Source organism: Lentzea xerophila, assembly GCF_051094245.1.
GTDB lineage: Bacteria > Actinomycetota > Actinomycetes > Mycobacteriales > Pseudonocardiaceae > Lentzea > Lentzea xerophila.
The window spans coordinates 1,322,018-1,343,810 of sequence record NZ_CP194934.1; the positions used below are offsets into that span (position 1 = coordinate 1,322,018).

General features: G+C 68.4%; 20 protein-coding genes. 13 read left to right on the top strand and 7 right to left on the bottom strand.

Annotated features, from left to right (window positions below; all coding sequences use genetic code 11):
* Positions 1-19 precede the first annotated feature (19 nt).
* Positions 20-1,606 (bottom strand): thiamine pyrophosphate-binding protein, encoded by a 1,587-nt coding sequence (locus ACRSBM_RS06520; protein ID WP_434440649.1) that lies wholly within the window; start codon positions 1,604-1,606, stop codon positions 20-22.
* A gap of 265 nt (positions 1,607-1,871) precedes the next feature.
* Between ACRSBM_RS06520 and ACRSBM_RS06525 the strand changes: the two genes are divergently transcribed.
* The 4 genes from ACRSBM_RS06525 to ACRSBM_RS06540 all read left to right on the top strand — a co-directional run bounded on the left by ACRSBM_RS06525 (position 1,872) and on the right by ACRSBM_RS06540 (position 4,503).
* Positions 1,872-2,228 (top strand): PLDc N-terminal domain-containing protein, encoded by a 357-nt coding sequence (locus ACRSBM_RS06525; RefSeq protein ID WP_434452999.1) that lies wholly within the window; start codon positions 1,872-1,874, stop codon positions 2,226-2,228.
* Between the two features lie 194 nt (positions 2,229-2,422).
* The gene (locus ACRSBM_RS06530; RefSeq protein WP_434440651.1) at positions 2,423-2,827 is read left to right on the top strand and encodes a hypothetical protein; all 405 of its coding nucleotides are present in this window, start codon (positions 2,423-2,425) and stop codon (positions 2,825-2,827) included.
* A gap of 200 nt (positions 2,828-3,027) precedes the next feature.
* On the top strand, positions 3,028-3,849 hold the full coding sequence (locus ACRSBM_RS06535; protein WP_434440653.1) for a hypothetical protein: 822 nt from the start codon (positions 3,028-3,030) through the stop codon (positions 3,847-3,849).
* 42 nt (positions 3,850-3,891) lie between these two features.
* Positions 3,892-4,503, top strand: a complete 612-nt coding sequence (locus tag ACRSBM_RS06540; protein ID WP_434440655.1) for an ANTAR domain-containing response regulator — start codon at positions 3,892-3,894, stop codon at positions 4,501-4,503.
* On the opposite strand, the gene ACRSBM_RS06545 is transcribed toward ACRSBM_RS06540, so the two are convergent.
* A complete protein-coding gene (locus tag ACRSBM_RS06545; protein WP_434440657.1) occupies positions 4,484-5,896 on the bottom strand; it encodes a hypothetical protein in 1,413 nt (470 codons plus the stop codon). The genes ACRSBM_RS06540 and ACRSBM_RS06545 overlap by 20 nt on opposite strands.
* 449 nt (positions 5,897-6,345) lie before the next feature.
* On the opposite strand from ACRSBM_RS06545, the gene ACRSBM_RS06550 reads away from it, so the two are divergent.
* The 5 genes from ACRSBM_RS06550 (at position 6,346) to ACRSBM_RS06570 (ending at position 11,800) form a co-directional block, all read left to right on the top strand.
* A complete protein-coding gene (locus ACRSBM_RS06550; RefSeq protein ID WP_434440659.1) occupies positions 6,346-7,572 on the top strand; it encodes a branched-chain amino acid ABC transporter substrate-binding protein in 1,227 nt (408 codons plus the stop codon).
* A gap of 76 nt (positions 7,573-7,648) precedes the next feature.
* Positions 7,649-8,563, top strand: a complete 915-nt coding sequence (locus ACRSBM_RS06555) for a branched-chain amino acid ABC transporter permease (protein WP_434440661.1) — start codon at positions 7,649-7,651, stop codon at positions 8,561-8,563.
* On the top strand, positions 8,560-10,281 hold the full coding sequence (locus tag ACRSBM_RS06560) for a branched-chain amino acid ABC transporter permease (protein WP_434440663.1): 1,722 nt from the start codon (positions 8,560-8,562) through the stop codon (positions 10,279-10,281). The genes ACRSBM_RS06555 and ACRSBM_RS06560 overlap by 4 nt, the downstream gene beginning before the upstream one ends.
* Positions 10,278-11,087 carry an ABC transporter ATP-binding protein gene (locus ACRSBM_RS06565; RefSeq protein ID WP_434440665.1) on the top strand — a complete coding sequence of 270 codons (810 nt, stop codon included), beginning with the start codon at positions 10,278-10,280 and terminating at the stop codon, positions 11,085-11,087. The genes ACRSBM_RS06560 and ACRSBM_RS06565 overlap by 4 nt, the downstream gene beginning before the upstream one ends.
* The gene (locus ACRSBM_RS06570; protein ID WP_434440667.1) at positions 11,084-11,800 is read left to right on the top strand and encodes an ABC transporter ATP-binding protein; all 717 of its coding nucleotides are present in this window, start codon (positions 11,084-11,086) and stop codon (positions 11,798-11,800) included. The genes ACRSBM_RS06565 and ACRSBM_RS06570 overlap by 4 nt, the downstream gene beginning before the upstream one ends.
* Positions 11,801-11,938: 138 nt before the next feature.
* On the opposite strand, the gene ACRSBM_RS06575 is transcribed toward ACRSBM_RS06570, so the two are convergent.
* Positions 11,939-13,114: a lipase gene (locus tag ACRSBM_RS06575; protein WP_434440669.1), complete on the bottom strand. Its 1,176-nt coding sequence runs from the start codon at positions 13,112-13,114 to the stop codon at positions 11,939-11,941.
* A 76-nt stretch (positions 13,115-13,190) separates the two neighbouring features.
* Complete coding sequence (locus ACRSBM_RS06580) at positions 13,191-13,550, bottom strand: hotdog fold thioesterase (protein WP_434440671.1); 360 nt, start codon at positions 13,548-13,550, stop codon at positions 13,191-13,193.
* Between ACRSBM_RS06580 and polA the strand changes: the two genes are divergently transcribed.
* Entirely contained in the window at positions 13,543-16,329 is a 2,787-nt protein-coding gene (gene polA / locus ACRSBM_RS06585; RefSeq protein WP_434440673.1) for a DNA polymerase I, read from the top strand. The genes ACRSBM_RS06580 and polA overlap by 8 nt on opposite strands.
* Positions 16,330-16,596: 267 nt before the next feature.
* Here polA and ACRSBM_RS06590 read toward each other — a convergent pair whose 3' ends face one another.
* Positions 16,597-18,705 (bottom strand): DPP IV N-terminal domain-containing protein, encoded by a 2,109-nt coding sequence (locus tag ACRSBM_RS06590; RefSeq protein ID WP_434440675.1) that lies wholly within the window; start codon positions 18,703-18,705, stop codon positions 16,597-16,599.
* A 28-nt stretch (positions 18,706-18,733) separates the two neighbouring features.
* The gene (locus ACRSBM_RS06595; RefSeq protein ID WP_434440677.1) at positions 18,734-19,339 is read right to left on the bottom strand and encodes a DUF4097 family beta strand repeat-containing protein; all 606 of its coding nucleotides are present in this window, start codon (positions 19,337-19,339) and stop codon (positions 18,734-18,736) included.
* Between the two features lie 397 nt (positions 19,340-19,736).
* Between ACRSBM_RS06595 and ACRSBM_RS06600 the strand changes: the two genes are divergently transcribed.
* Positions 19,737-19,997: a SecDF P1 head subdomain-containing protein gene (locus ACRSBM_RS06600; protein ID WP_434453001.1), complete on the top strand. Its 261-nt coding sequence runs from the start codon at positions 19,737-19,739 to the stop codon at positions 19,995-19,997.
* A gap of 50 nt (positions 19,998-20,047) precedes the next feature.
* The gene (locus ACRSBM_RS06605; protein WP_434440679.1) at positions 20,048-20,455 is read left to right on the top strand and encodes a DUF2716 domain-containing protein; all 408 of its coding nucleotides are present in this window, start codon (positions 20,048-20,050) and stop codon (positions 20,453-20,455) included.
* A gap of 219 nt (positions 20,456-20,674) precedes the next feature.
* Here the strand turns inward: ACRSBM_RS06605 and ACRSBM_RS06610 are convergent, their stop codons facing one another.
* Complete coding sequence (locus ACRSBM_RS06610) at positions 20,675-20,866, bottom strand: hypothetical protein (protein WP_434440681.1); 192 nt, start codon at positions 20,864-20,866, stop codon at positions 20,675-20,677.
* Positions 20,867-21,185: 319 nt separating this feature from the next.
* On the opposite strand from ACRSBM_RS06610, the gene ACRSBM_RS06615 reads away from it, so the two are divergent.
* On the top strand, positions 21,186-21,788 hold the full coding sequence (locus ACRSBM_RS06615; protein WP_434440683.1) for a TetR/AcrR family transcriptional regulator: 603 nt from the start codon (positions 21,186-21,188) through the stop codon (positions 21,786-21,788).
* Positions 21,789-21,793 lie beyond the last annotated feature (5 nt).

Here is a 21,793-nt window from a genome sequence, read left to right on the forward strand (position 1 = left end):
GTAGCGAGTGCACGCTTGATCAAGTGGCCGTTTTGCGATACCAGCGGGGTGAGGTGTTGATCGGCGGCTTGAGGCTCGCGTTGACCACGATCATGGTGGGACCCTCCGCGTCGCCCAGCGCGTCTGCGAGGCCGTCGAAGCCGTTGAGGGTGACCGCGGGGATTCCGAAGCTTCCGGCCAGCTTGGCGAAGTCGGGTCTGGTCAGGTCGACGCCGCTGATGGCGTGGTTCGCGAGCTGCTGGTCGTACCTGAGCATTCCGTAGCCGCCGTCGTCGACCAGCACGATCGTCAGCGGCAGGCCTTCCTGTTTGAGGGTGGCGAGGTCGCCGCACGCGAAGAGGAAACCGCCGTCACCGACGACCGCGATCGTGCGGTGGTCGACGGCGGCTCCGATCGCCGCGGGGAAGCCGAAGCCGAGCGTGCCCCAGCCGACCGGATAGGCGAGGCCCCGCGGCTTGGTGACGTGGTGGAAGCCGCCGATCCAATAACCGGGGATGCACATGTCGGCGACGATCGTGGCATCGGTGCCCTCCAACGCCTTCAGCAACACGGCGGCTTCGGGGGAGTCGGCTTCGGCCAGCGCACGCACCCCGGCGTTGACCGCCTCGACGTCGACGGTGGCTTCCTTCGCGCCCACCTCGGCCGCCAGTGCCGCGGTGACGGTGGCCGCGTCGCCTTCGATCGTGACGTCGGCGGGGTAGTTCTTGTTCGCCTCTGCTTTGTCGATGTTGATGGCCAGCAGGGCAGGAGGCTTCGGCTGCAACCAGTTCTGGGTCATCATGCCGTCGAAGTCGGTGCCGATCGCGATCACGAGGTCGGCTTCGTCCCAGAGCTTGCCGACGGGTGGTGCGTGCACCGGCCCTCGCACGACCTGAGGACTGTCGGTCAGGCCACGCGCGCCATACGTCGTGACGATCGGCGCCTGCAGCTTGGCGGCCAGCGTGCGGATCGCGGCGCCGGCTCCTGAGCGTGCCGCGCCGCCGCCCGCCCAGATGAGCGGCCGGGTGGCTCGGGCGATGAGCTGTCCGGCCTCGGTGAGGTCGGGGACGAAATGAGTGGGCTCGGCTTTCGTCGTGACGTGGTGAAGGACCTCGGCGGACAGGAAGTCCGTCGGGACGCCCAGGTAGACCGGGCCGTGCGGGCTCCGGGTGGCCAGCTGGACGGCCTTGTCGGCGTATGCGCCGAGTTCCCGCGCCGACGGCACGTCCAGGGCCGCCTTGGTGACCGGCGTGAACATGGATTTCTGGTCGCGTGTCTCGTGCAGAACGCCGCGGTGGACGCCGGGCCGCCGCAGTGTCGACGGGATGTCCGTGGCGATCACCAGCACCGGGCTGCCCGACGCCCACGCCTCGCCGGTGGCGCCCAGGGTGTTCGCCGCGCCGGGACCGGTGGTCACGACCGCCACGCCGAGCTTGCCCGTGGCGCGTGCGTAGCCGTCTGCCGCGTAGACCGCCGTCTGCTCGTGGCGCACGCCGATCATGCGGATGCCGGGACGCTTCCCCAGCGCCTCCCAGATAGCGAGGTTGTGCACACCAGGCAGGCCGAACACCACCTCGACGTCGTGCGCGGCCAGCACGTCCAGCAAGCTCTCGGCACCCGGGGGCATGGCCTCGACGCTAAGGCTCCCTTATGCCGCAGGCAACGGATGCGCAGCAGGTCTGGTGCTCAGCGTCAGGGACGCTGTGAACGTTCCGGCACGGGAAACCGCACCCGAATCGAGCGGGAACGAATTCAAGCCGGTTCTTTTCGCCCCGTGGGGTGAATTGGTTGCTCAGTCAGGAATTGGTTCGCAGATGATTGACATGTGAACCATGTTCAGGAGTGGCCCCTTGTGCCACGATATGCGCGACCGCACTGACCTGGGGGTGGAGATGCTGTACTTCGGTGGGCTCTTCGGAGTGGTGATGATATGCGTGACGATCTTCGCGGTCGTGGACGTGGTCACGACCGACGAAGGCTCGGTTCGCAACCTGCCGAAGATGATGTGGCTTCTCCTGGTCTTGCTGTTCCCGTTGGTCGGCTCGATCGCGTGGCTCGTCGCGGGGCGTCCGGTGGTGGGGACCGGACGCGCGCGATTCGGAGCGTTCGAGCGCGGTGCTCCTGCCTATCCCGAGTACGACCGGCCGGGGCGGTTCGCGGCCACCGATGCTGACGACGACCAGGAGTTCCTGCGCCGCTGCCGTGAGCGCGCGGAGGAACAACGACGCAAGGGACGCGAGAACCAGTGAGGATTGTCCTGCTGTTCTTAGTTGTTCTGCTCGCCGGTTGTGGCGGAAACGCGCAAATGGCGGCCTCACCCCCGGCTACTCAAACGTCCACTTCGGACAAACTGGCGCCGGCGGATTTCCAGGCGCGCTGGTGGACGTGGGCCTCCCAGCCCGCGAACAGCAACCCGGTGTCCGACACCTCCGGGCGTTTCTGCATGCGCGACCAGCCTGTCGAGGTCTGGCTGCTCGCCGGCTCCCTCGGCGACGGGCCGGTCGAGCGGCAGTGCCGCGTCCCCGCCGACAAGCCCCTGCTCGCGCCCGTCGTGAACCTCGCCGGTGACGTCGCGAGCTGCGAGACGTTCATGAAGAACGCGCAGGGCGAGGTGCTGGTCGACGGCTCCACCCAGGCACTGACCAGAGTGTCCGCCACGCCGTTCACCTACGAGGCGCGCGCGGGCAACCCGTTCGGTGTCCAGACGGGCCGCATCAACTCGGTCGGCTGCGGCCTGTACGCGTGGATCGCCGCGCCCGCGTCCGGTGAGCACGAGCTCGTGATCCGGGGTTCGGCGGACGGCAAGGAAGTCGACGTCAAGTACAAGCTGATCGTGGGCGCGGACTAGAAAATCGGGTGCGGTCGTCCGGTAACGTGGTTCGTGGCGTCCGAGCAGACGTGAGGCTGGAGCCGCTCCCCGGCAGTGAGCGGCGTTCTCCGCCGCAGTGTTCAGCAACTCCTGCTCACCGAAGCGAACCGACCACGTAGACGCGTGACACATGCGTCCTTGTCGTGCCGAGCCGGGCGGCGGAAACGAGGACTGCTGTCATGGCACGTCTGTCCATCACGGACCAGCTCGCCGATCTGCGGCGCACCTACACGGGCGAGAACCTCTCCCAGGCGGTCCCGGCCGTCCGCGACGGGGAGCTCCTGCTGCCCGACGCGACCACCGAGGCCCAGCGGCAGCTCGAGGCCAAGGTGCTGATCGCGGGGTGCACCGCGGCCGCCACGCTCCAGCTGATGCCACCCGCGAGCATCGTCAGGCCCGCCCACGCGTTCCGCACCGTGGAACCGGGGGAGACCTTGAAGCTGCATCTGAGCGACAGGGCGCTCGGCCCGCTGCTGTTCGAACTGCTGCCGCGCACCGAGGGCGGCTTCGGCATGGGTGTCGCGGGTCTGGCCCACCGGCAGTACCGGCGCTCGGCCGAGCTGAGCACCGGTGACGCCGGTGTGGTGCTGGCCGGAGTCGACGAGCGGGCGTGGGACCTCGGCATGCGCTACGTGCGCTGGATGCACGAGTTCCGCGGCGTCGAGTACACCGACGGTGGCGGCAACGACGAGGAAGTCGCGGAATCGGCCACTGGGAGCGCACTTCTGCGCCGGGTACACCTGTGGCATGACGCGAGCTGGTTGCGAGCACTTCCGCTGGGCGAGGCCTGGTTCGTCGAGTGGCCGGGCGGCCCGTCCGAGGACGACGTCAGGCAGAAGCTCGGCCACCCGGACTTCGGGACCACCCGCGAGATCACGTTGCGCCGCATCGACGCGCCGGCCCAGGACGTCGGGGAAGGCCTGCGCACCTATCCGTGGCCTGAGGAGTTCGTGTCTGCCGTCACGGCTGCTGAGCCTGATCAGCTGCCTGACCGCAGGTAGACTGCCCTTTCGCCCGCAGGAACGATCGTCAGGAGGACCCCGGTGACCCAGCAGGCTGCCGAGGCCCAGTCCGAAGCCACGCGCAAGGCCCCTCGCGTGCTCGTCGCCGAGGACGAGGCGCTGATCCGTCTCGACCTCGTGGAGATGTTGCGCGAAGAGGGCTACGACGTGGCGGGCGAGGCCGCTGATGGTGAAGAGGCCATCAAGCTCGCGACCGAGCTCGACCCCGACCTGGTGATCCTGGACGTCAAGATGCCCAAGGTCGACGGGATCGAGGCGGCGCAGCACATCGCGGGCAACCGGATCGCGCCGGTCGTGATCCTCACCGCGTTCAGTCAGCGCGAGCTGGTCGAGCGTGCCCGCGACGCGGGTGCGATGGCCTACCTGGTCAAGCCGTTCGCCAAGCGGGACCTCGTGCCCGCGATCGAGCTGGCGATGAGCCGGTTCAACGAGCTGGCGGCGCTGGAGCAGGAGGTCGCGGGGCTCACCGAGCGCCTGGAGACCCGCAAGGTCGTGGAACGGGCCAAGGGCATTCTCATGACCAAGCAGGGTCTGAGCGAGCCGGAGGCGTTCCGCTGGGTGCAGCGCACCGCGATGGACCGCCGCACGACGATGAAGGCCGTCGCAGAGGCCGTCATCGAGAACTTCGGCTGAGTTCGAGCCACACGGAGGCCGTCTGCGTCCCGGGATCTTCCGGGCGCAGGCGGACCTCGACGTTGCGGCTGCCTTTCAGCGAGATCTGGAGCTCGTGCCGCCCGCCGACACCACCCGGTATCGGGACGGTCGCGGCGAGACCGCTGTCGACGTACACCTCGAAGCCCGCCACAGGCGCCACTGACCGGGCCTGGGCGGCGTCGAGGGTGACCACGAGGGTCACGTCGTTCGGGGTCATAGCGTCGAACTCAGCGGTCATGACGGGCAGAACGGGCGCGGGCTCGCCCGGCGCGTTCCCGAGCCTCTCCGACGACCGCCCCGGCACTTCCAGGTAGCTCTCCAGCACCTGCGCCTGCGACGCGCCGGGCATGCGCAGCACGAACGGCGTCAACGCGTCCGGCCCGGCCTGGGCGAGCAGTGCGGCGGGCACGTCCCCGGTCAGCGTCAGTTCGCTGTCCTCCGCCGCCGACCAGCCGCTGACGACCGGGCGCAACGGCACCTTCGCCGAGCCGAGCTGCGCGACCAGGCCGTTCGGGTCGCCGCGGTCACCGAACCGGATCGTTGTGCGTAATCGTGCCGAAGGGGCCCCACGCAACGGTGCGCGCGCCACACCGATGCCCGGCGCCTCCTCCTCGGGTTCCAGCACACGCAGAGTTCCCGCCACGATCGGTGTCTCGGTCACCTCGGCCACGGACTGAGGCCGCCCGGTGATGCCGACCGCGTCGATTTCCACCCGTCCGGGATAACTGGGCGGCGGGGTCACCCCGATCACCACGCTCGCCTCCCGCCACTTCGGCACGGCGGGTGCCGTCGCTATCTGGGCACCGTCCTGCAGAACTTGTACGCCGTTATCTGTCAGCACTGCTTCGAATCGATGCAGAACGCCCGCACCGCGCGTTCCCGGCGCCACGGAGTCGTCCACCACGACACGGATCGCATCAGCAGGAAGTATGGGTCCGAGGCGATCCGGGGTTCCGGGGACCAGGTCGAGCACGAGCCTGCCGCGCGGCCCGGCCGCATCGGTCACCACGGCCACCCGGCCCAGTTCGTCCGACTCGTTCAACTGCAGCAGCGTCCGTGCGCGCAACACCGCCGTGTCGTTCCCGCACGGCATGTCGATGACCAGGCGACCGCCGGGGCCCGCGCCGGGGTTCACGCACCCGCGGCGGCCGCTGAGGTGGTAGCGGCTGTCCAGGAACGGGTCGTCGAAGTCGTCCAGCCAGCCGTTCACCGCGCGGCGCCACGAGTCGTCGGCAGGGCGTTCCTCGGCCTTGGCGGGCAGCGAACGCCGTCCGAACGCGTCCACCGCCCGCACGTCGGGCCGGCCGGAGCCCGTGACCTCGGGCGACGCGACGAGCTTGCCAAGGACCTCGTAGCCGGCCGCCCCGTCCACGGGTGTCCATTGGACCCGCCCGTCGCTGCTCCATACGGAGGATGGCGGGCTGGGCGCAGCCGGTTGAGACGCCAACTTGACGAAATCCGCGGCGTACTCGGTGAGGCGAATGGGCTCTGAGCTGGGCTTCTTCCCGGCGTCATCGGTCTCACGCAGTACCAGCACCGCCGCGACGAGTACTGCGGCGCGCCCACAGCGGCGACAATCCGACGACGCGGAGTCATATGCCCAGGTTATGGCAGCCGTCCAAAGAGTGAACGAAGGTTACAGGCTGTGAGATTGCTTAAGTGAAACATAACGCCGCGTTGCGTTATGGTCACGAGCCCATTGGCTTTGATGACTGGGGTCACAGTCATCGCCTAGGTTCCGGCCATCCCTCAGGAGAGGGTGATGGAGCGGCGCGCGGAGATCTCGCGTAGCCGGGAGCAGGGATAGAGGAGGGACATCACGTGCGTAAGCACTCTGTGAAGTCCGCAGCGATTGTCGGTGCCTCGCTGCTTGTTCTTGCAGCCTGTGGCTCGAACAAGGATGAAGCCGGCGGCAACAACGGGGGCAGCTGCGACACGTCGAAGGGCACTCTGACCGTCGGTGTTGTCGCTCCGCTGTCTGGCAACCTGTCCGCCCTCGGCCTCGGCATCCGCCAGTCCGCCGAGCTCGCGGTGGACGAGGCGAACAAGAAGTGCACGGTCAAGGGCTACAAGCTGACCGTGTCCCCCCAGGACGACGAGGCCAACCCCGCCAAGGGCGCCCAGGCCGCCACGAAGCTGTCGACTGACCCGAACGTCGTGGGTGTCGTCGGCACGCTGAACTCGTCGGTGGCCCAGACGGTGCAGCCCATCCTGCGGGACAAGAAGATCCCCCAGGTGTCGCCTGCCAACACGAGCCCGACGCTGACCAGGGGCAACGACTTCCTGACGGCCCCGAAGCGGCAGTTCGAGAACTACTTCCGCGTCTGCACCACCGACGACCTGCAGGGCCCGTTCGCGGCCAACTACCTCGTCGAGAAGGCCGGCAAGAAGAACATCGCCATCATCACCGACGGCAAGACCTACGGTGAGGGCCTCGCCGCCGAGCTGTCGAAGCAGGTCACCAAGAAGGGTGGCCAGATCGTCGGCTCCGAGAAGGTCGGCGAGAAGGACACCGACTTCTCCGGCGTCATCTCCAAGATCAAGGCGCTCAACCCGGACGCCGTCTACTACGGCGGTGAGTACCCGGTCGCCGGCCCGCTGTCGAAGCAGATGGCGAGCGCGGGCCTGAACGTTCCGCTGATGGGCGGCGACGGCATCTTCGACCCGAAGTTCATCGAGCTCGGCGGTAAGGAAGGCGACCTCGCCACCTCGGTCGGCGCGCCGACCGAGTCCCTGGCCACGGCCAAGGCCTTCGTCGAGGCTTACAAGGCGAAGTTCGGCAAGGAGGACTACGCCGCCTACGGTGCGTTCTCCTACGACGCCACGAACGCGATCATCGGTGCGCTGGCCAAGACCGTCGACGGCTCCACCTGGGACGAGTCGAAGCGTGACGCCATGCTGACGAACGTCGGTGCCTACAGCGGCTCCGGCGCCACCGGTGAGGTCAAGTTCGACGAGTACGGCGACAGCACGAACAAGGTGCTGACCGTGTACCAGGTCACCTCTGGCAAGTGGAAGGACGTTCAGACCGGCGAGTACACCGGCTGACGACTACTGACAACTGGTTGAAGCTACGGCGGGGGCGGGCGTTGTTTGCTCGCCCCCGCCGTCTACGGAGGTAGTCGTGTCAGTCCTGCTCCAACAGCTGGCCAACGGGGTCGTGCAGGGCGCTTTGATCGCCCTGATCGCCCTCGGGTACACCATGGTGTACGGCATTATCCAGCTGATCAACTTCGCTCACGGCGAGGTTTTCATGGTGGCCTCGTACGGGGGCCTTGCCACGTTCACGCTTCTTCCTGACGATCTCAAGAAGTCGCCTGCCGTGGCCCTGCCGCTCATGTTCGTCGGCGGCATCCTGGTGGCGGTCATCGTTGCCGTGATCATGGAACGGTTCGCCTACCGGCCGCTGCGCAACGCGCCACGGCTGGCGCCGCTCATCACAGCGCTCGGCGTGTCCGTGTTCCTGCAGGAAGCCGTGCGCGTTTTCTACCCGAACGCCAAGTCGAACCTGCCCTACCCGAAGGTCTTCCCCGAGGGCAACCTGACGCTCGGCCCGGTCAGCGTGTCGTGGACCGGTGTCATGCTGGTCGTGCTCTCGGTCGGTCTCGCGGTCATCCTGCAGACCTACATCAACCGCTCGCGTATGGGCCGGGCGATGCGCGCGACCGCGCAGGACCCCGACACCGCGAAGCTCATGGGCGTGAACCCCGACCGCGTGATCGTGCTGACGTTCATCTTCGGCGCGGTGCTCGCCGGTGTCGCCGGCATCATGTTCGGCGGTTACCTGAACAACATCAACATCGACATGGGCTTCCAGAACGGCATCTTCGCCTTCACGGCGGCCGTCCTGGGCGGCGTCGGCAGCATCCGCGGCGCGGTCATCGGTGCGTTCATCATCGGTCTGATCAAGACCGTGGCCGGTCAGTACATGCCGGGTGGCACCCAGTACGACTACGTGTGGATCTTCGTCGTGCTGATCCTCGTACTCGTCTTCCGCCCGCAGGGTCTGTTCGGTGAGCCGGAAAGGGTGCGCGCATGAGCACGATGGTCGCTACTACTTCTGGCAAGCCTTCCTCGCTCGCCGGCCTCGGCAAGCCGTTCGCGGCAGTCGCCGGCGTCCTGGGCATCGTCGCGGCACTGCTGCCGTGGGTCACGTTCGGTCTCAACGACGGCAACTGGCCGGACAAGGCGACGCTGCAGTTCTTCGACGCCCCGTTCGCCGTCACCGGCTTCCGGTGGCACGTCCTGGTGCTCGGCGTGCTCATCCTGCTCGCCGCGTTCGTACCGCAGGTCCCGTCCAAGGGCCGCGTCGTCAGGGCCCTCGGCTGGGGCCTCGCCGTCATCTCGTTCGTCAACGGCGCGTACATCACCGTCAAGGGCGGCGGCCTCGGTGCCATCACGGCCCTCGACGGCGCCTTCGCGTTCGGCGCCATCGCCGGCCTCGTCGCCGGTGTGCTGGCGATCCTGGCGGGCTACGGCATCGGCATCGAGCCGGTCGGTGAGTGGAAGCTCAAGGTCTCCACTCCGGTCGCGTACGTGGTGCTGCTCGTGTCCTTCGTGGCCGTGCTGCTCGCCGTCGCCGCAATGCTCACCACCGGTGGCGTCGGCTCCGCGAACCCGTACGCGGGTGCCATCTTCCTGTCGTTCCTCGGTTTCGCCGGCGGTGTGCTCGGCGCGCTGAGCGGCGTCGGGTACGTCCGCTGGATCTCCGCTCTGTCGGAGCAGCACCGCGTGTTCAGCGTGATCGTGCTGGCGGCGTGCGCGCTGCTGCTGCCGTTCACCGACGCCGGCAACGAGTACTGGATGACGGTCGCGGCGAACATCGGCATCTACGCCGCCACCGCGATCGGCCTGAACATCGTCGTCGGTCTCGCGGGTCTGCTCGACCTCGGGTACGTGGCGTTCATGGGCATCGGTGCCCTCGTGGCAGCGAACTTCTCCGGTGCCGCCACCGCGTACTTCGGCTTCGACCTGCCGTTCCCCGTCGCCGCCGTGATCGCGGCGATCGTGGCCGGCATCTTCGGCGCGGTCGTCGGTTCCCCGACGCTGCGGGTCCGCGGTGACTACCTGGCCATCGTGACGCTGGCGTTCGGTGAGATCTTCACCCGCTCCGCGCAGAACGACATCGGTGGTTTCACCAACGGCTCCAACGCCATCCCGGGCATCCCCGCGCTGTCGCTGTTCGGCGCGGAGTTCAACAAGTCGTTCACGATCGGCGCGGTGAAGCTGCCCGCCGGTGTCCTCTACTACATCCTGATCGTGCTGCTCGTGGCGGCGACGATGGCGGTGTTCGCGAACCTCAAGTTCAGCCGCATCGGCCGCGCATGGATCGCGATCCGCGAGGACGAGGACGCCGCCCGCGCGATGGGCATCCGCACCGGCAAGATGAAGATCCTCGCGTTCCTCATCGGTGCGATGCTCGCCGGTGTCGCGGGTGCGGTGTTCGCGCACAAGAACGGCACGGTGTCGTACGAGTCGTTCAAGTTCCTCGAGTCGGTCACGCTGCTCGCGGCGGTCATCCTCGGCGGCATGGGATCGATCCCCGGTGCCGTTCTCGGTGCCGCACTGCTGTTCGTGCTGCCCGAGAAGCTGCGCGACTTCGAGGACTACCGCCTCATGATCTTCGGCCTCGCGCTGGTCCTGATCATGCGGTTCCGGCCGGTCGGCCTGATCCCCGATGCGCACAGGCGCGCTGAGATGATCGAGCGCGCCGATGAGAACGCCGAAGAGGCGCACGTGGAGGCGAAGAAGGCATGAGCACTCCGGTTTTGGAGGCGCGTGACGTCTCGATGGTCTTCGGTGGCCTCAAAGCGTTGAAGGGCGTCACACTGACGCTCGAGGAAGGCAAGATCGTCGGCCTGATCGGCCCGAACGGTGCGGGGAAGACGACGTTCTTCAACTGCCTGACGGGTCTGTACACGCCGACTACGGGTCAGGTGCTGCTCAAGGGCAACGTCCTGCCCGGCGACCCGGCCAAGGTGACGGACGCGGGTGTCGCCCGCACGTTCCAGAACATCCGCCTGTTCCCCAGCATGACCGTGCTGGAGAACGTCATGGTGGGCCGCCACGTGCGGATGAAGCAGGGCCCGCTGGCCTCGCTGTTCCACGGCCCCGCGTACCAGCGCGGTGAGAAGGCGGCTCGCGAGCGGTCGCGGGAGCTGCTCGCGTTCGTCGGTCTCAACGGCGTGGAGGACGAGCTCTCGCGCAACCTCCCGTACGGTGACCAGCGCCGTCTCGAGATCGCGCGAGCGCTGGCGACGGACCCGGCGGTGCTGCTGCTGGACGAGCCCACCGCGGGTATGAACCCGCAGGAGACGGAAGCGACGCAGCAGCTGATCTTCCGCATCCGCGAGACGGGTGTGTCCGTCGTGGTCATCGAGCACGACATCAAGTTCATCTTCGGGCTGTGCGACTCGGTCTCCGTGCTCGTGCAGGGCGAACTGCTCGTCGAGGGCAGCCCCGAGGTCGTGCGGGCGGACCCGCGGGTGGTCGAGGCCTACCTCGGCAAGCCGCCGGAGGAAGTGCAGCACGACGTCGAGGCCGCGAAGGGAGAGCAGGCATGAGCCCGCTGCTCGAAGTCCGCAACCTTTCGGTCGCCTACGGCGCCATCGAGGCTGTCCGCGACATCTCGTTCACCGTCGAGGCCGGTCAGATCGTGTCGCTGATCGGCTCGAACGGCGCGGGTAAGACGACGACGCTGCGCACCATCTCGGGTCTGCTGCGTCCGGCGGCCGGCGACATCCTGTTCCAGGGCAAGCCGATCCACAACGAACCGGCGCACGCCATCCTGGGCATGGGCATCTCCCACTCGCCGGAGGGCCGTAGGCTCTTCCCGCGGATGACCGTGGAGGAGAACCTCCAGCTCGGCGCGTACGTCCGCAAGGACGACGGCGTCCAGGCCGACATGCAGCGCGTCTACGACCTGTTCCCGGTGCTCGGGGAGCGGCGGCACAACAAGGCCGGGCTCTTCTCCGGTGGCGAGCAGCAGATGCTGGCCATCGGCCGGGCGATGATGTCCAAGCCCCGCCTGCTGATGCTCGACGAGCCCTCGATGGGTCTCTCGCCGATCATGACGCAGCGGATCTTCGACACCATCAAGGAGCTGCAGTCGCTCGGCACCACCATCCTCCTGGTGGAGCAGAACGCCCTGGCGGCGCTGGCGTTGTCGGACCACGGGTACGTGATCGACCTCGGCAGGACCACTTTGGACGGTCCGGGGCACTCCCTCCTGGCCGACCAGCGGGTGCGCGACGCGTACCTGGGTGAGGCTCACTGAGGTTTCGTCGTGAGGGCGGGGTGGAGGACTTTCCTCCGCCCCGCTTTCGGTTGCGCGCCTGGAGGCCGGCGGCATTGACCTGCGTGTGCCGTCCGGTGAGTTCCGGCGCTGTCGTGCTTCGCTGAAGGCGAGGTCTGCTCACCTCTCGCGGTCGAACTCGGCCAGGATGCGCGGCAGGGCCAGCTTGGCGGCCTTGCCGTGGTTCACGTCCGCGCCCAGGTCCACGAGGGTGCTGCGGGCGTGGTGTGCCTTCAGGCGCTGGTCGCAGTAGGCGGAGGTCTCGAGCAGCGTGTCGCGGTCGCCGGCGGAGGAGTAGATCGTCACCGGGACCGCAGGGCGCCAGTCGCAGTAGCCGTCGGCCTCGCGCAGTTTCGCGCGCAGAACGCCGGTCGGGTGCTGCACGCGGTCGAGGTAGGCGGGGGTGAGGAGCTCGGCCATGGTCGCGGGCAGGTGCCGGAAGATCTCCTCGTCGCGGTGCTCGCCGTCGAACAGAGCCTCGATCGACGGGTCCCTGAAGGCCTCGGCCGGGTTGTCGTAGAGGTGGTGGACGCGGTTCCAGGCCACCGTCCAGTACGCCATGTACGCCACGCCGTTGGCGATCTTGTCTTCTGTCGCCCTGGAGACCAGCAGGCTCGGCTTGAACGGGCCACCGATCGGGGCCAGGCCGCCCACCTTCAGCCGCCGATCGGCGCCGGCCTGCAGGGCTCTGCCCAGGGCCATGGCGGCGTGGCCGCCCTGGGAGTGGCCGGTGATCATGACGCGCGGGTCGGGGCGCAGGCCGCTGCGGGCGGCGAGCACGCGGGCCGCGCGTAAGGCGTCCACCGAGGCCGTGACGGTGGACGGGGCGTCGATGTACGGGTGACGACCGGGGCCGGTGCCCAGGCCCAGGTAGTCGGGCGCTGTGGTGAGGTAGCCGGCGGAGGCGAAGAGCAGGGCCGCCGCGCGGTCGTTGCCGTCCGCCACCGAGGCGACCGAGCCGCGGTAACCGGTGGTGCCGTGCAGCCAGGCGGCCTGGCGCGGTGATCTGACGGCGTTGCGGGGCAGGGCGATCAGTGCGCTGGCCGTGGTCGGCCTGCCGTGCGCGTCGATGGTGCGGTACGTGATTCGCTTCGCGTCCACGGCGAAGCGGACGCGTGAGGCGTCCAAAGCGTGATCCCCCAGGTAGGTGACCAGCTGGGTGGTGTCCATCGTGGACACCGGGACGACGTCGAGGAGTGCGCCGCGGGTCGTGCGGGCCAACGCGGTGGCCGGGGCCGAGGCCGCGACCAGTGCGCCGCACAGGACTGCCGCTGTGAGTCGAGTCGTGAAGGTCATGTCCCAACGATGTCGGGGTGATCTTGGTCGGACACTGGGGCTGACCGCACAAAGAAGGTGTGGTTTACCCCAGTACTCACGCTCCCGGCGCCTTGGGACGGATGAGGCAGGTGAGGCGCGCGGTGCAGGTGCGCTTGCCTTCCTCGTCGGTCATGACGATCTCGTACGTCGTCGTGCTGCGGCCGAGGTGGATCGGCCGCGCCACGCCCGTCACGATGCCCTCGCGCGCAGCTCGATGATGGGTGCAGGACAGCTCGAGTCCCACCGCGATGCAGTTGAACTGCGCGGCGTGCATCGCGGACGCGATGGAGCCCAGCTGTTCGGCGAGCACGGCGTTCGCGCCGCCGTGCAGCAGGCCGAACGGCTGGCGGTTGCCCTTGACCGGCATGGTGCCGACCATCTCCTGGACATCCCATCGAGTGATTTCGATGCCCATCCGGAGGTGCAGTTGTTCGTCGGCGAACTCGACGGGCAGGTCGGGGGTCACACGTGCTCCAAGGGCTCAAGCGAAACTGTCAGACCCCCACCCTAGACTCGGGCTCGTGACTCCCTCAGACGTGAAGCGGCTCCTGCTCATCGACGGTCACTCGATGGCCTACCGAGCGTTCTACGCCCTGCCCGCCGAGAACTTCCAGACGGCGACGGGGCAGGTCACGAACGCCGTGTACGGGTTCACGTCCATGCTGATCAACATCCTGCGGGACGAGAAGCCCACGCACGTCGCCGTGGCGTTCGACGTGTCGCGCAAGACCTTCCGCTCCGAGCAGTACCCCGAGTACAAGGCCGGTCGCTCCAAGACGCCGGACGAGTTCCGCAGCCAGGTCTCCCTGATCAAGGACGTGCTGGCCACGCTGCAGATCCCGACCATGGAGAAGGAGAACTACGAGGCGGACGACATCATCGCGACGCTCACCACGCAGGCCGTGGAGCAGGGCTTCGAGGTGCAGATCGTCACCGGCGACCGCGACGCGTTCCAGCTGGTCAACGACCAGGTGACGGTGCTGTACCCGGTCAAGGGCGTCTCGGAGATGGGCCGGTTCACCCCCGCGTACGTCGAGGAGAAGCACGGCGTGCGCCCCGACCAGTACGCGGACTACGCGGCGGTGCGCGGCGACTCGTCGGACAACCTGCCGAACACGCCGGGCGTGGGCCCGAAGACGATCATCAAGCTGCTCAACCAGTTCGGTGGCCTCAACGAGCTCGTCGACCGCATCGACGAGGTGCCCGGCAAGGTCGGCGAGGCCCTGCGCGGCAACCTGGCGAACATCATCATGAACCGCCAGCTCACCGAGCTGATCAAGGACGTCGAGCTGCCGTACACGATCGACGGTCTGGCGGCGCAGGCCTGGGACCGCGACGCCGTGCACCGGCTGTTCGACGAGCTGGAGTTCCGCGTTCTGCGTGACCGTCTGTTCCAGACGCTGACGACCGCGGAGCCCGAGGCCGAGGAGGGCTTCGAGGTCTCCGGCGGCGCGATCCCCGCCGGCACGCTGGCGAAGTGGCTGGACGAGCACGCGCGCAAGACGCGCGTCGGTGTCGCGCTGCGCATCACGACCGACCTGGAGGGCGTCGCGCTGTGCACGGCCACCGGTGAGGGCGGGTACGTCGACGTCACCGAGCTGAACGAGGCCGACGAGCAGGCGCTCGCCGCCTGGCTGGCCGACGAGGGCGTGGCCAAGGCGGGCCACGACCTGAAGCTGCCGTTGCGCCGCGTGCGCGCCCGCGGGTGGAAGCTGCGCGGCCTCTCCTCCGACACGGCCCTGGCCGCCTACCTCGTGCGTCCCGGCCAGCGTTCGTTCGCGCTGGACGACCTGGCGCTGCGCTACCTCAAGCGGGAGCTGCGGGCGGAGGAGTCCGGCGACGGCCAGCTGTCGTTGCTCGCCGACGAGTCCGAGGAGGCGCAGAAGGTCGCCACCGGCACGATCCTGCGCGCGCGTGCCGTCGCCGAGCTCGCCGACCGCCTCGACGAGGAACTGGTGACGATCGGCGGCGCCGACCTGCTCGCGAACCTCGAGCTGCCGCTGATGAACGTGCTCGACGAGGTCGAGGCCGTCGGCATCGCGATCGACGTCGACCACCTCTCCGAGCTGGAGGCGCACTTCGCGGCGGGAGTGAAGCACGCCGCGCAGGAGGCGTACTCGGTGATCGGCAAGGAGATCAACCTCGGCAGCCCGAAGCAGCTGCAGACGGTCCTCTTCGACGAGCTGAACATGCCGAAGACGAAGAAGACCAAGACCGGCTACACGACGGACGCGGACGCCCTGCAGAACCTCTTCGAGCAGACCGAGCACCCGTTCCTGCAGCACCTGCTCTCGCACCGCGACGTCACGCGGTTGAAGTCCACTGTGGACGGCCTGCTGAAGTCGGTGGCCGACGACGGCCGCATCCACACGACGTTCCACCAGACGATCGCCGCCACCGGCCGGCTGTCCTCGACGGACCCGAACCTGCAGAACATCCCGATCCGCACGGACGAGGGCCGCCGCATCCGCCAGGCGTTCGTCGTCGGCAAGGGCTACGCGGAGCTGATGACCGCGGACTACAGCCAGATCGAGATGCGGATCATGGCCACGCTGTCCGGCGACGAGGGCCTGATCGCGGCGTTCAACAGCGGCGAGGACCTGCACACCTACGTGGCGTCGCAGGCGTTCTCGATCCCCACCTCCGAGGTGACGGGCGAGATGCGCCGCCGCATCAAGGCGATGTCGTACGGCCTCGCGTACGGCCTGTCGGTGTTCGGCCTGTCGCAGCAGCTCCGTATCCCGACCGAAGAGGCCCGCGAGCAGATGGAGGCCTACTTCTCCCGCTTCGGCGGCGTGCGCGACTACCTCAACGAGATCGTCGAGAAGGCCCGCAAGGACGGCTACACCGAGACCGTCCTCGGCCGCCGCCGCTACCTGCCGGACCTGACCTCGGACAACCGCCAGCGCCGCGAGATGGCCGAGCGCATGGCCCTCAACGCCCCGATCCAGGGCAGCGCCGCGGACATCATCAAGGTCGCCATGCTCGGCGTCTACCGCGCGCTGGAGTCGTCCGGCCTGCGCTCGCGGATGCTCCTGCAGGTCCACGACGAACTGGTGCTGGAAGTCGCCGAGGGCGAGCGCGAGGCTGTGGAGGCTCTCGTGCGCGACCAGATGGGCAACGCCTACCAGCTTCAGGTCCCGCTGGAGGTCTCGGTCGGCGTGGGTCGCTCCTGGGACGACGCCGCGCACTAGGACACACGACGCAAGTTGTTGCGGACGAGTCGTCGCGGAGTTCGAGGAGTGCGCGACGGTCCTCCGTGCGGCAGGACGAGCAGACTGGGCAACTGAGGTTGCAGTGGGGCGCAGTAGGCCCTCCCCGCGGCGATCGACAGTCAGGCAGGACGCGAGGTGGCCGTCCACCCCGCGTCCGTAGGCGACCACCGTGTTCGGCGCGCATCAGGTGCACAACGGCGCAGCCCGCCCAAGCCTGAGCTCGGACGGGCTGCGTGCTGCCGCGGATCAGAAGATCTCGCTCAGCAGTTCGGGGTCGATGACGATCGGCGCGGGCCGGTACGCCGGCGGCTCGGTGCCCATCAGCGTGCGCACCAGGAAGTCCCAGCAGCGCGTGCGGACGTAGGCCAGGCTGTCGAGGAACATGTGCTCGGCGCCGGGCACGATGAGCATCTCGAAGTCCTTGTTCGCCGCGATGAGCCGGTCGGCCAGCCGCAACGTGTGGTCCACGTGCACCTGGTCGTCCATCTCACCGTGGACGAGCAGCAGCTTGCCTTCCAACCGGTCGGCGATGTCGACGTTCGAGGAACGGGCGTACGCCTCGGGGTTGTTCGCGCCGTCGTAGGTCTCGATGAAACCCAGGTTGAACGTCCGCGCGTCGTGCCAGCCGGAGAGCGAGACACCGGCCTTGTACGTCTCGGGATGTGTCAGCAACGCCCGCATCGTCGCGAAACCGCCTCCCGAGTGGCCGAACGCGCCGACGCGGTCCAGGTCCATCCACGGGCGGGAAGCCGCGAGCTGGTGCAGTGCCGCGACGTGGTCCTCCAGGGCGCCCGCGTCCGCGATGCGACCGTAGGACGCGTCGTGGAAGGCCTTGCCGCGTCCCAGGGTGCCGCGGCCGTCGATCGCCACCACCACGAAACCCAGTGCTGCCAACGGTTCGGCGTCCATGCCCATGCCGCCGGGGTCGAAGCCCGGCTCGACGCGGTTGACCTGCGGGCCGGGGTAGATCGTGTCCACCACGGCGTAGCTCTGGGTGGGGTCGAACCCGCGTGGCTTGTAGAGCACGCCGTAGATGTCCGTCTCGCCGTCAGCCGCCTTCACGCAGAAGCGTTCCGGTGCCGTCCAGCCGGTGGCGGCGAGCCGGGTGATGTCGGCACGCTCCAGTTCGACGAGCACGTGACCGGTCCAGTCACGCACCACGGTCACCGGCGGAGTGTCCACAGTGGAGGCGGAGTCGATGTAGTACCTCCCGTTCGGGGACACCGTGACGACGTGGTCCAGCCCGTCGTCGGTGAGGAGGGCGAACCCGGTGCCGTCCAACCCGATCCGGCAGACCGAACGCCGGTACGGGTCCTCGGCGACCAGGCCGGACGCGACGAAGTGCACGACCCCGTCGGCGACGCGCAGGATCTGCCGCACCGTCCACTCGCCCGAGGTGACCTGGTTCAGCAGTTCGCCGGTGTGCAGGTCGTAGCGGTAGAGGTGACCCCAGCCGTCGCGCTGCGAGAACCACAGCACCTCGTCGTCGAGCACTTGGACGATAGCGGGCTCGAACAGCCACTGGTTGGGCTCGACGCGTGTGGGACCTGACTCGCTCAGCACGACGCTGACCTCACCGGTCACCGGGTCCATCCGGTGCAGCGTGAGAGTGCGCTGGTCACGGGGTTGCGCCAGGTAGTAGACCGCCGAGCTGTCCTCGGCCCACCACGCCCACCGGGTCATGATCGGCGACACCTGGGAGAGGAACAGCGGCTCCGCCTGGGCGCGGACCACCGTGCCGGTGGCGACGTCCAGCACGACCAGTTCGGCCTGTGGCGCGTGCTCGTCGCCGGCGTAGCCGTATCGCTGCGTGTGCACCACCGGGGCGCCACCGTCGGCGGGCGCGGCCTCGACCAGGTGGGTCAACCGGACGTCGCGCTCGTCGAGGCGGTGCGTCAGGACTTTCGCCGAGTCGGGCGACCAGGCCACCGCGGGCGGCAGGTGCGGCAGACCGAACCTCCTCATCAGCGTGCGGTAGCTCGTGATGTCCGGACCGTAGCCGTAGCCGTGGTCCTGCTCGCCGTCGGTCGTGAGCGCCCACTCGCGCTCGCCGGAGCGCGCCCACAGGTCCTGCCCGCGGCGCGACACCGCGACCTTGCCGTCCGGTGAGGGCACCTCCAGCGGGTTGCCCGGCGCCGCGATGAACGGCATGGGGTCGAAGCCGGGCGTGCGGGTCCCCTCCACCGGGTCGACGACCACGAACCGGCGGTCGGCGCCGTCGCGGACCTGGTACCAGAAGCGGTCGCCGTCCTCGATCCACTGTGGACTGACCTTGGCGCCGACGACCAGCTCGGCGGGGTTGGCGAGGCGGCGGAGGAGCTGCTCGGCGGCCTGGTAGTTCTCGGTGGTGCTCACTGTCTTCTCCCCAGTTTTCGACGTGTGGTCAGAGGCTGCGGGCGGTGATGTCGCCGTAGGCGGTGGTGGCGCGGATGGTGAGATCGGGTGCTCCGGTGTTCTTGAGCGAGTTGTGGACCCGGCCGTAGGTGGTGCCGGCGTCCAGGGAGGCCGAGCGTCCGGCGGCGACGCTGACGGTGATGTCGCCCTTCTGGGTGCTGATCTCGGCGGATCCGTTGAGGCGGCCGACGGTGACGTCACCCGCCTGCGTGTTCAGCCGGACGTGCGCGGCTTCGTCGATCTTGATGTCGCTCTGCGCGGCCTCGAAGGCGATGTCCCCGAGTCGGCCGACGCCGCGGAACTCGGCGCTCGCGGCCTTGGCCTCCACGCGTGACCCGGCGGGCAGCTGGACCGTGATCTCGACGGACCCGGAGGAGCCGAGGATCGTGCTCCCGGCCTCGGCCCTGACCCGCAGGACGCCGTCGGCGAACGCGACGTCGATCTTCTCCGCGGCCTTCACGTCACGGCTCTTCGAAGCGTCGACGGGCAGGACCTCGACGGCGGCGTCGGCGCGGTCGGCGGCGATGAACTGAACGCGCCCGGCGGGGATGTCGAGGACGGCGGTGATCGGGGCGGTGGTGGCGAACGTGTGCATCTCTGGCTCCTGTGGCTCGTCGTTTCTGACAAGCGAAAAGCTACGTTGCGTTCATGGGAGACGCCAACACGCTTGTTGCGCTGTCGGCATATCTATGCAGCTCACAGCTGTTCAATCATTGCAATGGAGTCTAGATCTAACGCAACGTGCAAACGGAATCGTTGCAATGATAGTGAACTGAACGCTATGGCTGAGACGGGAGCTGGGGCATCGGCGTCGAAGTCGCGCCGTCGGCCTTCGTGGCCTCTGGAGGCCACGGCCGTCAAGTTCACCTACTGGAGTAGTCAGGCCGAGGGTGCGACGCTGACCGGTCGGCGACGGCCGTGACGCCCGAGGTCCTCGACGAGATGCGCCGGCTCGCCGAACCGGGTCCCCGAGTGGGTACAGACGTGCGAGGATCGCCGGAGAACGACGTTGCGATTCGCCTGATGCGAATGGTGGCCACGTCATGACGGTCGAGTTCGAACCAATGGGCTCGGTGACCTGGGACGACTTCATGAGCGCCAACGAGGGGCAACAGGTGGCGATCTTGACCAACGGACACGTGCTCAGCGCGCCCGGCATCCAGTCGCCGATCCTCGGTGGCGCCACGCAGATCGCCGGGAGGTTCATCGCGGACGAGGCCGAGCAACTCGCGCAGCAGCTGAGCGGGCGATGATCCGGGATTACGACGAACGACGGCTCGGCAGAACGCCGTGTGGTGCTGTGGTGGAGCAGGACGGCGTGCTCGTCGACTTCCCCGGCATCGCCGAGCCGGCGGACTCCGTCACCTGGGGCGGTGCCTTCGCGGCGGAGGACGCCGTCACAGCGGTGATCAGGCGTGGACTCACCGCCTGCACTGAGCCCGGCGAGCGGATCTTCTGGGCGGACCCCTACCACTTCGGGACCGCGGCGGACCTGCACCGCGTGGGCGGCCTGGGCCAACCGGTGTGGGAGGAACCTGTTGTCGGCGACGGCGACTACGCCATCAACGCGCCGTACGACTTGAGGTTCGGCACGTTCGGGCATCCGTGGGAGAACTCGCTGTGCGTCTGGGGCGCCGACCTTCTCGCCGAAGTCCAGGACGAGGTCGACGCGCTGTTGCCACGCCTGCGCGCCGGCGGCGAGAAGAGGTGAACCGAGCCGGCTGAGACGTACGTGTAGGGGGTGTCCGCAGTGAGGGGTGACCCGCGATGCCGTACCAGGTTGGGCTCGATCTCGGATCCGCAGGCACCACCGTCGCCACTGATCGTGGCGTCACGGCCAACGGCCGTCGCCAGCGGACTCCGGCCGCTGGTGCTGATGGAGAACACACGGCGCCCCGGCCCATTCCCTGCACGGCCCCCCGCAGGGAAGTCACGACGATCCAGGCCGTCCGTTGGACAGCTTCTCCGGGGCGAACGGCAGTCCGGTGTTCAACGCTTTCGCGCCCACGGCGCACAGCTCGCCGAGCATGCTCACGCCGATGGACAGCTGTGTCGGCGCGTGCCCGCCGATGAGCAGTCCGAGTCCCAGGCCCACGCCGAGCGACGCCACCCAGACGACCAACGTCCACGGCGTGTACCGCTTGCCACAGGTGGCCGTCGCGTTCGAACAGCTTGGTCGTCATGCCCCGGACGGCACCGAACGCGAACCCGGCGGTGAGCGGGAGCAGGTAGCTGAGGTGGAACTCGTCGACCGCGCGGATGCCGAAGAACAACAGGAACGCGGGTGGCGCCAGCAGGTCCCTCGCGTTCAGCGGCTCCCCCCTGAACCGGCGCACCAGCACGTACAGCACACCGGCCGCTATCAGCAGATAAGTCATCGCGTCCCCCTAAGTAGCATGACCTTGCTACTTAAACTAGCAGGGCCGTGCTACAAAAGGGAGGTGTCACCGAGAGTCGTCGATCCCGCCGCCCGCCGCCAGGCCGTCGCCGAGGCGGTGTTCCGCGTGGTCGTGCGGGACGGCGTCGAGCAGGCCTCGCTGCGCAACGTGGCGGTGGAGGCGGGCCTGGCGATCGGCTCGATCCGCCACTACTTCGACAGCCACGACGACATGATCATCTTCGCGGTCGAGGCGCTGATCGAGTCGACAGAACAGCGGGTCTTCGCGCAGGTCCGGTCGCTCGGCGACCGCTCGGGCCACCGGCGCCCCGCCGAACGCGTCCTCTCGGAGGTTCTCCCGCTCGACGACCGCCGTCGCGACGAAGCCGTGCTGTGGCTGGCCTTCGCCACGGCGGCGCGCACCCGTCCCTCACTGCTGCCGCACGCCGAGCGGCTCTACGACGGCCTGCGCCGGCTCTGTCACCGCGCGCTGTCCGTGATGTCCGAGGCCGGAACCGTCGCGGCGACGCTCGACCTCGTCCTGGAGTCCGAACGGCTCGCGTCGCTGCTGGACGGGCTCACCGTCGACGGCGTGTTGCACCCGGACCGCATGACGCCGGAGCTCACGGTCTCGTTGCTGCGCAGGCACCTCGACTCGCTGCGCTAGGCCCA

What these genes read in the sequence shown, in the direction of transcription:
- ACRSBM_RS06560 (WP_434440663.1), top strand. Translation starts at nt 8,560, where the DNA reads ATGAGCACGATGGTCGCTACTACTTCTGGCAAGCCTTCCTCGCTCGCC.
- ACRSBM_RS06530 (WP_434440651.1), top strand. Translation starts at nt 2,423, where the DNA reads ATGCGCGACCAGCCTGTCGAGGTCTGGCTGCTCGCCGGCTCCCTCGGC.
- ACRSBM_RS06520 (WP_434440649.1), bottom strand. Translation starts at nt 1,606, where the DNA reads ATGCCCCCGGGTGCCGAGAGCTTGCTGGACGTGCTGGCCGCGCACGAC.
- ACRSBM_RS06580 (WP_434440671.1), bottom strand. Translation starts at nt 13,550, where the DNA reads ATGGGCATCGAAATCACTCGATGGGATGTCCAGGAGATGGTCGGCACC.
- ACRSBM_RS06565 (WP_434440665.1), top strand. Translation starts at nt 10,278, where the DNA reads ATGAGCACTCCGGTTTTGGAGGCGCGTGACGTCTCGATGGTCTTCGGT.
- ACRSBM_RS06595 (WP_434440677.1), bottom strand. Translation starts at nt 19,339, where the DNA reads ATGCACACGTTCGCCACCACCGCCCCGATCACCGCCGTCCTCGACATC.
- ACRSBM_RS06525 (WP_434452999.1), top strand. Translation starts at nt 1,872, where the DNA reads ATGCTGTACTTCGGTGGGCTCTTCGGAGTGGTGATGATATGCGTGACG.
- ACRSBM_RS06575 (WP_434440669.1), bottom strand. Translation starts at nt 13,114, where the DNA reads ATGACCTTCACGACTCGACTCACAGCGGCAGTCCTGTGCGGCGCACTG.
- ACRSBM_RS06535 (WP_434440653.1), top strand. Translation starts at nt 3,028, where the DNA reads ATGGCACGTCTGTCCATCACGGACCAGCTCGCCGATCTGCGGCGCACC.
- ACRSBM_RS06570 (WP_434440667.1), top strand. Translation starts at nt 11,084, where the DNA reads ATGAGCCCGCTGCTCGAAGTCCGCAACCTTTCGGTCGCCTACGGCGCC.
- polA (WP_434440673.1), top strand. Translation starts at nt 13,543, where the DNA reads ATGCCCATCCGGAGGTGCAGTTGTTCGTCGGCGAACTCGACGGGCAGG.